Genomic DNA, 11,742 nt, shown 5'->3' with positions numbered 1-11,742 from the left:
CGGCGGCGGAGGCGCGGTCGCGCCGCAGCCGACCGCGGCCCAGGACGCGGAGGCGTGGTGGTCAGCCGCGGCGCATGATGGCGGCGGCTGCGGCGACGTTGATCAGGACGATGGCGAGCCAGGCGATCGCCAGGCCCAGCCCGCCGCCACGGGCGCCCGCGATGGCCGTCAGCGGGATGCCGATGCCCATCGACCCCAGCGCGATCGGGATCATCGCCGCTCCAGGGCTCTTGGTCCTGCCCGAGCCGGCGCCGTGGGCATGGAGCTCGGCGCGCACCCGCGCCGCGATCGTGGCGTCGAGCCGCTCCACGAACGACTCGACCAGGGCGGCTTCGTATTCGGGGCCGAGGTCGCGGCGGGCGTCGAGCGTCGCCTGCAGGTCCTCGCGGATGGGGCGCATCTCTGGCATGAGGCCATCATCGCGGCTGCACGGCACGCCGTCATCAGCCCTGAGGGCTAAGGCGAAGTCATCCCCAGGTACGGTTCTGACATGCGGTTCATGACGCCGCGCGGTCCGGCGCTGGTCGAGTTCGACGAGGTGGAGCGGCCCCGGCTGCTGCTGGTGCTGACCCACGGGTCGGCCGGGGGAGTGGACGCGCCCGATCTCCTGGCGGTGCGCGACGCCGCCCTGGGCGCGGGGGCCGTGGTGGCCAGGGTGACGCAGCCGTTCCGGCTCGCCGGGGCGCGCGCGCCGGGCTCCGCCGCACGGCAGGACGAGGCCTGGGAGGCCGTGCTGGGCGAGCTGCGGGCGCGGTGGCCGGGGCTGCCGCTGGTGCAGGGCGGCCGGAGCAACGGGGCCAGGGTGGCCTGCCGTACGGCCAAGGCGGTCGGCGCGGTCGCGGCGGTGGCGCTGGCGTTCCCGCTGCATCCGCCGGGCAGGCCCGAGAAGTCCAGGGCCGGGGAGTTGCGCGAGGCGGGCGTGGACGTGCTGGTGGTCAACGGCGACCGGGATCCGTTCGGCGTGCCCGACGCCGCCGACGCGGCCCGCCTCGTGGTGCTGCCGGGCGAGGGGCACGAGCTGAAAAAGGACCCCGCCCGGGTGGGCGAGGTGGTCGCCGAGTGGATCGCCGGCTACGTGTGAGCGGCGCGGCTCAGGGGTGCCTGCGAGTGGGGTCGCCGCTCAACGGGCGCTTCGCGCGAGCGGGTGGCTCAGGCGGCGCCGACGAGCGGGTCCGGGCGGTGCGGAGCGATGGCGGTGCCGCCAGGCAGGAGCTCCCCGGTGTCCTCGAAAAGGACGACGCCGTTGCAGAGAAGGCTCCACCCCTGCTCGGGGTGGCAGGCGAGGGTACGTGCGGCCTCGCGGTCGGGCGCCTCGGCTGCCGGACAGGCCGGGTCGTGCGGGCACATCGGCGTGCCTCCGATATCTCGTGAATGGCTCCCGCGGATAGGTAGGGGCGGGAACTGTGTGGGTGCTGTCTTTCTTTCAAGTGTGCGGCGTATGTCACACGTTCGGACATAGTCCGTTAGGACTGTTACAGGAGGATGCGAAAGTGTGACCTTCGACACAGCGTGCCTTATACAGGATAACGGTCCAAGCTCGACACGCCCACTAGCTTTGCAAGCCTCGCAACAAGGCGTCGAGGCCGCGCTCGAAGTCGACGTCGGCGCGCTCGTCGCGCCTGGTCCACTCGTCGACCTCGGGGTCGGCCCAGCCTGACTGCTGGACCTCGACCGCGACGCTGCCGAACACGAAGGCCCGCAGCGCCCGCACCGCCTCCTGGGCGTCCGCCAGGCCCGCGTCGGCGAGCTGCTCCGTCTGCTCCCTGATGGCCAGCGCCGTGCCGCCCTTGGGCGGTTTGGTCAGCGCGAGCGCCAGGACGCCGGGGTGCTCGCGCAGCAGCTCACGACCGGCCCGGCACCACGACCTGGCCGTCTCCTGCCAGGTGGGGCCCTGCTCGACGTGGACGGCGGTGACGTGCTCGGCCAGCGCGTCCATCAGCGCCTCCTTGCCCCGGGGCAGATGGTGGTAGATGGCCATCGCCTCCACCTGCAGGGCGTCGCCGAGCCGGCGCATCGTCAGGCGCCGCAGCCCCTGGGAGTCGGCGATGTGGAGGGCGGCGTCGATGATGCGCTCGCGGGAGAGCGGCACCGGCGGTCTCTTGGCGGGCATGGAGATCATCTTACTATGTAAAGGGCGCCGCGCGGGTCCGATTATGGCGCGTGTCGCGGACAGGCGTACCCTGGTCGCTTGATACGAGCTGATTGGGATGAGGGGCAGAGTCGATGGCGTTTTTCCGTCCGCGGGTGAGCCGCGAGGCCGAGGTCCGCTACCACGCGGACCTGGAGATCTCCAAGAGCTTCCCCGAGCTGCTCGACAAGGCTCGGCAGAGCGAGCAGCTGCTGCGCGACCTGCGGGCCGCCGCCGCGGATGAGATCGAGTTGCTCGCCGCCGGGCAGGCGTTCGACAAGGCGCTCAGCGAGGCGCTGCGGGCGGCCGAGAGCGGGCAGCGGGCCACGTTCGGGGTCAAGGCCTATGACGACCGCATCGCCCGCCGCAAGGCCAAGGCGACGCCCGACGGGGCCATGTGGACCGCCGAGGTCGACCGGCTGCGCACGCTGCGCGAGGACAACCGGCTGTGGGGCATCCCGCGCGTGCCGCGCCCGGTGCCCGCCTCCCGCTGACTCTTCAGCGGAGGACATGACAAAGCCCCGGCACGGGAAGTGCCGGGGCTTCGTCGCGGATCAGCTGGCCCAGTCGAGCAACGGGCGGGTGTTGCTCGGGTGGCGCAGCTTCGAAAGCGATTCCTTCTCGAGCTGCCGGATGCGCTCCCGGGTCAGGCCCAGGTGCTTGCCGATCTCGTCGAGCGTGTGCGGCTTGCCGTCCACCAGGCCGAAGCGCAGCGCCATGATCTTCGCCTCGCGCGGCGAGAGGTTGCCGAGCACGCCGCGCAGCTGGTCGCCCAGCAGCTGGCGGTCGACGATCTCCGACGCCTCGGGGGAGTCGACGTCCTCGATGAGGTCACCGATCGTGGTCTCGCCGTCCTCGCCGATCGTCGCGTTCAGCGAGATGGGCTGGCGGCTGGTGCGCAGCAGTTCCTCGATCTGGTCGGGCGTCTTGTCGAGCTCGACCCCCAGCTCCTCGGGGGTGGGCTCGCGGCCCAGCCGCTGGTGCATGTCGCGCTCGATGCGCGACAGCTTCGAGAGCATCTCCAGCACGTGTACGGGCAGGCGGATCGTCCGGGCCGAGTCGGCGAAGCCACGCTGGATGGCCTGCCTGATCCACCACATGGCGTACGTGGAGAACTTGAAGCCCTTGGTGTAGTCGAACTTCTCCACGGCCCTGATCAGGCCCAGGTTGCCCTCCTGGACCACGTCGAGCAGGGACATGCCGCGGTCGGTGTACTTCTTGGCGACCGAGACGACGAGCCGGAGGTTGGCCTCCAGCATGTGGTCCTTGGCCGCCTTGCCGTCCTCGATGACCAGTTCGAGGTCGTCGCGGGCGGCGGCGGACAGGCCGGTCGTGGTCTCCAGCTTGTACTCGGCGTACAGGCCGGCCTCGATCCGCCTGGCCAGCTCGACCTCCTGCGCCGCGGTGAGCAGCGTACGGCGGCCGATCGACTTGAGGTAGGTGTGCACGGAGTCGCCCATGACCGACTGGTTGTCGTCGAGGTCGAGCGTCTCGGACTCAAGCTCGGCATCGTCGGCGCTCGCGGCGTCCGGGCTCAGGACGAGGTCCTCGGGGGCGTCCTCATCCTGCTCCGCGGAGTCCGTCTTTGGCTCCGCGGCCTTGGAGACGGTAGACTTCGCCCGCTTGGTCGTGGTCTTGCGGGCCGGCTTGCGTGCGGCCGACTTGCTGAGGGACGGCTCGTCCTCGGCGGCCAGGCTGACACCCGCCTCAGCGAGCTCGCGCAGTATCGAACGGCCGCTCGAGGGGCTGATGCCGGCCTCGGCGAACGCGTTGCGCAGCTCCGCCAGAGAAAGGTGACCCTGAGCTCGCCCTCGGTCAAGCAGCTGGTCGAGGGTCGTGGGCGGGGTCGCCACGGCGGTTCGGGGCATGAGGACACCTCCTCCATACGGAGTCGAATCGATCAGTCGAAGGTTGTGGTGGGGCGACTGCGGCCGCTCGGCGCACCAGTATCCATAACGCCGTTGAGCGCTATTTGTTCCCGGAGGGACAAAAAAAGGGGCGGACCACCCTAAAGGCGACCCACCCCAGGCCCGGGAGAGGTCACCCTCCGGGGGTGATCTCGCCCGCTGTCGCCTCGGGCATGGGCATGGGCTGCGCGTCCTCCATGCGCTTGTCCGTCCAATACTCGAGGACCTTCTGCGGGTCCGGGTTGAGCTCCTTGGACACCACGGTGCCATCGCTGGGGCCATCGCTCGGCTCGGGCGAGGCGGTCAGCTCGGCGAGGCGCTCGGCCGGTATCTCGTCGGCAGAGGTCGGCTCGGACGGCGGCTGGCTGGACGGGTCCTTCTCCACCACTGCTCTGGTCTCCTTGGCGACCTGTTCGAGCCTGCCCGCCGAGGCGGCCGCCGCGACTGAGGCTCCGCCGACGACGATCACGCCGACGACCGCCGCGGATGCCCACATCTTGCGGGTCTGGTTCATGAAGGGCTCCCTCCTGCTCTCATCCATAAGACGCACCCGCAACGGATCAGGTTCCTGTCCTAAGGCTTACGAGATCGGTTTTACCATTCGGTAGCAGTGGCAACCGGGACATCAGTCGCAGTTCGCGCGGCGCGGCGTAGGCGGGGAGCCGGTCGGTGGCATAGGCGCGGAGCTGGTCGAGCGTGAGCGGGCCCGCGGGGTCGGCGGGCACCACGACGGCGACGACGATCTCTCCCCATTCGGGGTCCGGCCGGCCGATCACGGCCACGTCGGCCACCTCGGGGTGGCCGCCGAGCACTTCGGCCACCGAGGCGGCCACCACCTTCTCGCCGCCGGTGTTGATGACGTCGTCGGCCCGGCCCAGCACGCGCAGCCGGCCTCCGGTCAGCTCGCCCAGGTCGGAGGTGACGTACCAGTCGCCGTCGAAGGAGGCGGGCTCGCCGAAGCGGTAGCCGGAGAACAGCACCGGGCCGGCGACACGGATGCGCCCGTCGTCGCCGATTTTGAGATCTACATTGTAAAGGGCCCGGCCGTCGTACACGCAGCCGCCGCTCGTCTCGCTCATCCCGTACGTCGTGACCACCCGAGCGCCGAGCGCCTGGGCCTCGGCGACCAGGCCGGCCCGCGGGGCGGCGCCGCCGAGCACGATAGTGCGGAACACCGACAGGTCGGCGTTCATCTCGACCAGCCGGTGGAGCTGGGTCGGCACCAGTGACACGTGTTCGGCGCCAGAGGCGAGCACCTCGCGGGCGTCGAAGCGCGGGTGGATGATCGGCTCGCTCTCGCAGAGCAGGGCGCGGACCAGCACCTGGAGGCCCGACACGTGGGACGGCGGCAGGCAGCAGAGCCAGCGCTCGCCCTTGACCGCCTCCAGGCGCCGCAGCGAGGAGGCCGCCGAGGTGCGCAACGCGGTGGCCGACAGCATGACGCCCTTGGGCGTCCCGGTGCTGCCGCTGGTGGCGATCACCACCGCCACGTCCTCCGGAACGCCCTCGCCGCCGGCCTGCGGTACTCCGTTGACGTGGGTCGGCCGGAGCGTGTCGGCGGCGCTTCCGGCGGGCAGGGGGAGGATCGCCGGGCCGTCTCCGGACAGAGCCTCACGGACCGCCGCGAACAGCTCGGGCCCTGGAGTTCCTACCATGGCGTGCAACGGCCGGTCCGGATGCGACGGGTTCCTCAACATGCTCGTAAGGTTAATGGCGACAGGTCGGACAGCGGTGCAGGGAGGGTCGTGACGCGTTCTCCCGTGCTTTTCCGGGCTCCCGTCGTTTTCCGGGTGGCGATGCGCACTCGTTTCCGGGGTCAGACCGTCAGAGAAGGGGTCCTGCTGCACGGCCCGGCCGGTTGGGGTGAGTTCTCGCCGTTTCCCGAGTACGGTCCGCGCGAGTGCGCCCGCTGGCTGGCGTGCGCCCGCGAAGCCGCCTTCGAGGGCTGGCCGGAGCCGGTGCGCGACAGCGTGCCCGTCAACGCCACCGTGCCCGCCGTGCCCGCCGAGCGGGCCTTCGAGCTGGTACGCGGCTCGGGCTGCGCCACGGCGAAGGTCAAGGTGGCCGAGCGGGGCCAGACGTTCGCCGAGGACCTGGCCAGGGTGGAGGCGGTGCGTGACGCGCTCGGCCCGGCGGGCAGGCTGCGCGTCGACGCCAACGGCGCCTGGGACGTCGGCGAGGCCGTACACCATCTCAAAGAGCTCGACCGCTTCGACCTGGAGTACGCCGAGCAGCCCTGCGCCACGCTCGACGAGCTGGCGGCGGTGCGCCGGGCCGTCGACGTGCCGATCGCGGCCGACGAGTCGATCCGGCGCGCCGAGGACCCGCTGCGGGTCAAGGCCGCGGAGGCGGCCGACATCGCGGTGGTGAAGGCGCAGCCGCTGGGCGGGGTGCGCGAGGCGTTGCGGGTGGTGGAGGCGTGCGGGCTGCCCGCGGTGGTGTCGAGCGCCGTGGAGACCTCGGTGGGGCTGGCGGCTGGGCTCGCGCTGGCCGCCGCGCTGCCGGAGCTGCCCTACGCGTGCGGGCTGGGCACGATGCCGCTGCTGACGGGTGACGTGGTGGACGATTCGCTGGTGCCCGTGGACGGACGGCTGGCCGTACGACGTCCTGCGGTGAATCCTGAGCTTCTGTCGGCATATGAAATTGAATCCCCCTCGTGGCTTCGCCGGATGCAGGAGGCGTCACTGTGAACCCCGCTACCGCGCTGGCCACGGTCCTGGTCGATGAGCTGGTGCGCTGCGGCCTCACCGACGTCGTGGTCGCGCCCGGCTCGCGGTCGGCCCCCCTGGCCCTGGCGCTGCACGCCGAGTCGCGGGTGCGGCTGCACGTGCGCATCGACGAGCGGTCGGCCTCCTACCTGGCGCTCGGGCTGGCCAAGCGCGCCGAGCGACCGGTCGCGCTGATCTGCTCGTCCGGCACGGCCACCGCCAACTTCCACCCGGCCGTCATCGAGGCGAGCGAATCGGGTGTCCCGCTGCTCGTGCTCACCGCCGACCGCCCGCCCGAGCTGCGCGGCACCGGCGCCAACCAGACGATCGACCAGGTCAAGCTGTACGGCTCGGCGGTCCGCTGGTTCGCCGAGGTCGGGGTGCCCGAGGACCGGCCGGGGCAGGTGGCCTACTGGCGGTCGCTGGCCTGCCGGGCCTACCAGCGCGCCTCCGGGCCCGCCACGCCGGGGCCGGTGCACCTGAACCTGGCGTTCAGGGAGCCGCTGATCCCCGACGGCGACACCTCGTGGTGCGAGTCGCTCGACGGCGACGCCAACGGCCCCTGGGTGCGCGCCCGGGTCGCGCCGCCGCCCATCGCCCTGCACATCCCGCCGACCCGGCGCGGCGTGCTCGTGGTCGGTGACGGCGCCGCGAACGTACGCCGCTACGTCGCCGCGGCCGGCATGGCGGGCTGGCCGGTGGTGTCGGAGCCCAACGGCGGCGGGCGCTACGGCGACCATGCCGTGTCCACCTACCACTACCTGCTCGGCACGCCCGAGTTCGCCGACGCCCACCGGCCCGACGTGGTGGTCACGCTCGGCCGTCCCGGGCTGTCGCGGCCGCTGCTGTCGTGGCTCGGGCGGGCCGAGGAGCACATCGTGGTCGCCACCGACCTCGACCGCTGGCCCGATCCGACCCGGTCGGCGACCCAGGTCGCCCAGGCGGTGGAGATCCCCGTCGCCTCGGGTGACGACACGTGGCTGCACGCCTGGCGGCAGGCCGACCAGGCGGCCAGGACGGCCATCGACGAGGTGCTCGACGCCTCGGGCACCAGCGAGCCCCGGCTGGCCCGCGACCTGGTGGACGCGATGCCCAACGGGGCGCTGCTGTTCTGCGGCTCGTCGATGCCGATCCGCGACCTGGACCAGGCGATGCGGCCCCGGCGGGGGCTCCGGCTGCTGGCCAACCGGGGCGCCTCGGGCATCGACGGGCTGGTGTCGTCGGCCATGGGAGCGGCGCTGGCGCACAACGGGCCGTCGTACGCGCTCATGGGCGACCTGTCGTTCCTGCACGACCAGAACGGGCTCGTCCTGGGCCCTCGGGAGCCGCGGCCGGACCTGTGCCTCGTGGTGGTGAACAACGACGGGGGCGGCATCTTCTCGCTGCTGCCGCAGGCCGCAGTCAGGGATCCGTTCGAACGGGTCTTCGGTACGCCGCACGGCGTCGATCTCGGCTACGTGGCGGCTTCGACGGGCACGCCGTACCAACTGGTGGAGGACCTGTCCGACCTGCCCAAGGCGCTGCGCGGCGAGGGGCCGCGCCTGGTGGAGGTCCGTACGGACCGGGAGGCGAACGCCGTGGTGCACGCCCGCCTGCGCGAGGCCGCCCAGGCCGCGGTCCGGGACTGCCTGACCTGACCTGATCCGCAGGCCCCAGACGACCTCAGCCTGAGGACCCCCGGTCTGCGGACCCTGGGCCTGGGGACTCCGGACTCCCGGCTCGGGGACTCCGGCTTGCCAACCTCGGCCCCCCACCCCCGGCCCGCCGACCCCAGTACACCGGCCCCCGTCCACCCATCCCCGAGCCGCGGATAATGGCGGGGACGATGCTGATCGAGTCGAGGCGGGTTCGAGGTGGCCGGCGACGATGAGGACCGGATCTGGGCGTTGATCGCGGGCAGCGCCAGGCGGCGGGGTTCGCCGGTGTCCGTCCAGGACGTCTGCGTCGCCGGGGTGGAGGCGGTCGCGGTCAGCGGGGCCGGGGTGTCGCTGGTCGCGCACGAACGGCTGGAGCCGGCGCATCTGGCGGGCAGGCTCGGTCGCGAGCTGCTGGAGGCCGAGCTGGCCACCGGCGACGGGCCCTGCGTCGAGGCGGTGTGGGGGAGCGGGCCGGTGCTGGTTCCCGACATGGCGGCCTGCGAGGGGCGCTGGCCGGCGTTCAGCGAGGTCGCCCGGGTGGGGGCGGTGTTCGCCTACCCGCTGGTGATGGGCGCCGTCAAGGTGGGAGTGCTGGTGCTGTGCCGGGACCGGCCCGGCGAGCTGGCCCCCCGCGAGCAGGGGGACGCGCTGATCCTCGCCGGCGCCGCCCTGACCCTGCTGCTCGGCGGCCGCGGCCGGATGAGCGGTCATAGGATGCCGCCGACCGCGTCGCCGGCGCTCGGGGTGGAGATCTACCAGGCCGCCGGGATGGTGTCGGCGCAGCTGGACATCTCGGTGGAGGAGGCGCTGCTGCGGCTGCGCGCGTACGCCTTCACCCACGACGAGCCCCTGAGCCGGGTGGCGCGGCGGGTGGTGCTGCGGCGGCTGCGGTTCAGCCCTGATCCGTCCGGCAGGTGATTCCGCCGATTTTCGCCGGGCTTGCCGTATCCTGCGGCTGTGGCAACCGAGTCGGCGCAGCCGCGTTCCGCGATGGCGGAAACGGAGCCCGCTCAGCGGCGTCCCTCGCCCGTGGAAACGGTGCCGCCGAGGAGGGTCGCGAAGACGTTCGTCGCCCTGGTCGACACGCTGGTCACCGGGTTCGACGCCGTCGACTCCATGCATCTGCTCGCCGAACGCTGCGTGGAGCTCCTGGGTGTGGACGCCGCCGGGCTGCTGGTGACCGACCAGCGGGGGGAGCTGCGGCTGATGGCCGCCTCCAGCGAGCAGGCCCGATCACTGGAGCTGTTCCAGTTGCGGTACGCGCGGGGGCCCTGCCTCGACTGCTTCGGCACCGGCGAGGCCGTGCACTGCCCCGACGTGTACGACGCCACGGCGCGGCGGAACTGGCCGCGCTTCGCCCAGCAGGCCCGCGGCCGCGGCTTCGGCGCGGTGAGCGCGCTGCCCCTGCGGCTGAGCGACGAGGTGATCGGCGCCCTCGACCTGTTCCGTAAACTCCCGGGCGACCTGCCCGCCGAGACCCTCGCGCTGGGACAGGCGCTGGCGGACATGGCCACCATCGGGCTGCTGCGCGGCTACGCCCGCAACCACAACCTGCGCCTGGCGGAGGTGGCCCAGGAGGTGGTGTCGTACGGAGCCGACCTCGACGACCCGACTTTGGGGCGCTTCGAATCGCGTCCACGTCGCCAGCCCCGTCCATGAAGAGCGAACGCCCTCGAGTTCGGCCTGGACGCCCTAGTTGACCCGGGTGATGCGGCCCAGCGCGGGCGGTTGGAGCGGGGTCTTGGCTCGGATGTAGGTCTCGAAAGCCTCGATGTCGCGAACCTTCTCCACCCGCTCGGTGCCCTTGGTCAGCATGCTGAAGCCGTCGCCACCGGTCGCGATGAAGGAGTTGGCCGTGAGCCGGTACTTGCCCCCGGGACTGATGACGGCGCCGTTGAGCTTGATGGTGGCCGGGTCGATCTTGTCGCAGGCGGGCTTGGCGTTGTCATAGGTGTAGGTCAACCCCTGAGAGACGCCGAGCACCCGTGCGGTGCTCTGCCCGCACCACTGCTGCTCCAGCAGTTCCTCCAGCTGGGCTCCGGTGAGCGTCATGGTGACGAGCATGTTGCTGAAGGGCTGCACACGCAGCGCCTTGCCGTGCGTCACCAGGTTGGCCATTTCGTTGCCGGTCGGGTTGACGATCAGGTCGCCACCGATGCCGCCGCCGTAAGGAGGCTGGATGGCGATCTGGGCGCCACCGTTCTCTGGAGCGGAGGTGGCGTACAGGCGGGCGTCAGCCAGGGCATGGGCGATGGTCGACTCGCCGGCGGTGTTCCGCTGGGCGGTGAGGTCGCGTTCCAATAGGCCGATGGGCCGGTTCAGGAGCCGCTGGCCCTGCTCATCGGTCTTGCGGCGCAGTGCGGCGATCTGCGCGTCGGGCTTGATGTCGTGGGTGACCGTGATGTTCTCGGCCTTGGAGGAGGTCGGGTTGCCGGTGGCTGGGTCTACGGTCAAGGCGATCTTGGTGAGCTCGCGGGTGTGGCCGGAGGTCTGGGTGACCGGAATACCGTTGATCGTGCAGTTGTAGGCGTTGTGGGTGTGCGCGGAGATCACGACGTCGACCTCGGGGTCGAACTTGGGCACGATGTCCTTGATCGGCCCGGCGAGGTTGTTGCACTGGTTGGGCAGGCCGCCGCCGGTCTGGCCGCCGCCCTGGTGGATCAGGACCACGATGGTACGCACGCCCTTGGCTTTGAGCTCGGCGGTGTAGGCGTTGACGGCCTCGGCCTCGTCGCGGCCCTCGAGCGGCGCGGTGGGACCGGGCGCCTCCTTCAGGGAGTTCTTGTGGGTGACGCCGACGATGCCGACCTTGACGCCCTTGACCTTCTTGATGATGTACGGCATGACAGCGGGCTTGCCCGTGGTGGTGTCGACGATGTTGGCGCCGAGGTAGGGGAAGTCGGCGCCCTTGAAGGTGGGGAGCGCGCAGCCGTCGATCGGATGACAGCCGCCATCCTCCATGCGCCGGAACTCGGCCAGGCCCTCGTCGAACTCGTGGTTGCCGACAGAGGAGGCGTCCAGGCGCATCAGGTTCAGCGCCTGGATGGCCGGCTCGTCGTGCTGCACTGTGGCGTTCATCGTGCTGGAGGAGATGTTGTCGCCCGCCGACAGCCGCAGGGTGCCGCCGGGATTGTCCCGCTGGAGCCGATCCATGTGGGCGGCCAGGTACTCGGCGCCGCCGGCTGGGACGGGGCCGGTCGGGGTCATGGCGAAGCTGGTCGGGAAGCCGGAGTGGAAGTCGTTGAAGGCGAGCAATTGGATGTCGACGGCGTCCGCGCGGACGGGGACCAGGCTGGTGCCGCCGAGCACCAGCGCCAGGAGGAGGTTGCGCATGTGCCGAAGGTGACATACTCCCAACAGAT

Annotated in this window: 13 protein-coding genes; 6 read left to right on the top strand and 7 right to left on the bottom strand. The window is 71.5% G+C overall.

Features of this window, described 5'->3' with window-relative positions; all coding sequences use genetic code 11:
* Positions 1-61 precede the first annotated feature (61 nt).
* The gene (locus ACGFNP_RS02045) at positions 62-409 is read right to left on the bottom strand and encodes a hypothetical protein (protein WP_358334030.1); all 348 of its coding nucleotides are present in this window, start codon (positions 407-409) and stop codon (positions 62-64) included.
* A gap of 81 nt (positions 410-490) precedes the next feature.
* On the opposite strand from ACGFNP_RS02045, the gene ACGFNP_RS02040 reads away from it, so the two are divergent.
* Positions 491-1,081 carry an alpha/beta family hydrolase gene (locus tag ACGFNP_RS02040; protein WP_358334027.1) on the top strand — a complete coding sequence of 197 codons (591 nt, stop codon included), beginning with the start codon at positions 491-493 and terminating at the stop codon, positions 1,079-1,081.
* A 68-nt stretch (positions 1,082-1,149) separates the two neighbouring features.
* On the opposite strand, the gene ACGFNP_RS02035 is transcribed toward ACGFNP_RS02040, so the two are convergent.
* Complete coding sequence (locus ACGFNP_RS02035; protein WP_214634349.1) at positions 1,150-1,347, bottom strand: DUF5999 family protein; 198 nt, start codon at positions 1,345-1,347, stop codon at positions 1,150-1,152.
* A gap of 202 nt (positions 1,348-1,549) precedes the next feature.
* A complete protein-coding gene (locus tag ACGFNP_RS02030) occupies positions 1,550-2,110 on the bottom strand; it encodes a TetR/AcrR family transcriptional regulator C-terminal domain-containing protein (protein WP_358334024.1) in 561 nt (186 codons plus the stop codon).
* Positions 2,111-2,223: 113 nt separating this feature from the next.
* On the opposite strand from ACGFNP_RS02030, the gene ACGFNP_RS02025 reads away from it, so the two are divergent.
* The gene (locus ACGFNP_RS02025; RefSeq protein WP_358334021.1) at positions 2,224-2,622 is read left to right on the top strand and encodes a hypothetical protein; all 399 of its coding nucleotides are present in this window, start codon (positions 2,224-2,226) and stop codon (positions 2,620-2,622) included.
* Positions 2,623-2,682: 60 nt separating this feature from the next.
* Here ACGFNP_RS02025 and ACGFNP_RS02020 read toward each other — a convergent pair whose 3' ends face one another.
* The 3 genes from ACGFNP_RS02020 to ACGFNP_RS02010 all read right to left on the bottom strand — a co-directional run bounded on the left by ACGFNP_RS02020 (position 2,683) and on the right by ACGFNP_RS02010 (position 5,732).
* Positions 2,683-3,996 (bottom strand): sigma-70 family RNA polymerase sigma factor, encoded by a 1,314-nt coding sequence (locus ACGFNP_RS02020; protein ID WP_358334018.1) that lies wholly within the window; start codon positions 3,994-3,996, stop codon positions 2,683-2,685.
* 172 nt (positions 3,997-4,168) lie between these two features.
* A complete protein-coding gene (locus ACGFNP_RS02015) occupies positions 4,169-4,549 on the bottom strand; it encodes a hypothetical protein (RefSeq protein ID WP_358334015.1) in 381 nt (126 codons plus the stop codon).
* A 46-nt stretch (positions 4,550-4,595) separates the two neighbouring features.
* A complete protein-coding gene (locus ACGFNP_RS02010; RefSeq protein ID WP_358334013.1) occupies positions 4,596-5,732 on the bottom strand; it encodes an AMP-binding protein in 1,137 nt (378 codons plus the stop codon).
* Positions 5,733-5,831: 99 nt separating this feature from the next.
* On the opposite strand from ACGFNP_RS02010, the gene ACGFNP_RS02005 reads away from it, so the two are divergent.
* The 4 genes from ACGFNP_RS02005 (at position 5,832) to ACGFNP_RS01990 (ending at position 10,039) form a co-directional block, all read left to right on the top strand.
* Complete coding sequence (locus ACGFNP_RS02005) at positions 5,832-6,725, top strand: o-succinylbenzoate synthase (RefSeq protein WP_393316568.1); 894 nt, start codon at positions 5,832-5,834, stop codon at positions 6,723-6,725.
* A complete protein-coding gene (gene menD / locus ACGFNP_RS02000) occupies positions 6,722-8,380 on the top strand; it encodes a 2-succinyl-5-enolpyruvyl-6-hydroxy-3-cyclohexene-1-carboxylic-acid synthase (protein ID WP_358334007.1) in 1,659 nt (552 codons plus the stop codon). Before ACGFNP_RS02005 ends, menD begins: the two co-directional genes overlap by 4 nt.
* Positions 8,381-8,596: 216 nt before the next feature.
* Positions 8,597-9,298, top strand: coding sequence for a hypothetical protein (locus ACGFNP_RS01995; protein WP_393313772.1), 702 nt, complete (start codon positions 8,597-8,599; stop codon positions 9,296-9,298).
* Between the two features lie 39 nt (positions 9,299-9,337).
* Positions 9,338-10,039 (top strand): GAF domain-containing protein, encoded by a 702-nt coding sequence (locus ACGFNP_RS01990; protein ID WP_393313769.1) that lies wholly within the window; start codon positions 9,338-9,340, stop codon positions 10,037-10,039.
* Positions 10,040-10,072: 33 nt separating this feature from the next.
* On the opposite strand, the gene ACGFNP_RS01985 is transcribed toward ACGFNP_RS01990, so the two are convergent.
* Positions 10,073-11,713, bottom strand: coding sequence for a bifunctional metallophosphatase/5'-nucleotidase (locus tag ACGFNP_RS01985; RefSeq protein ID WP_393313766.1), 1,641 nt, complete (start codon positions 11,711-11,713; stop codon positions 10,073-10,075).
* Between the last annotated feature and the right edge of the window lie 29 nt (positions 11,714-11,742).

The sequence above is a fragment of the Nonomuraea sp. NPDC049269 genome (assembly GCF_043197155.1).
Classification (GTDB): domain Bacteria; phylum Actinomycetota; class Actinomycetes; order Streptosporangiales; family Streptosporangiaceae; genus Nonomuraea.
Note: the sequence above shows the minus strand (reverse complement) of the source record. Positions and strands in the feature narration are given on the sequence as shown.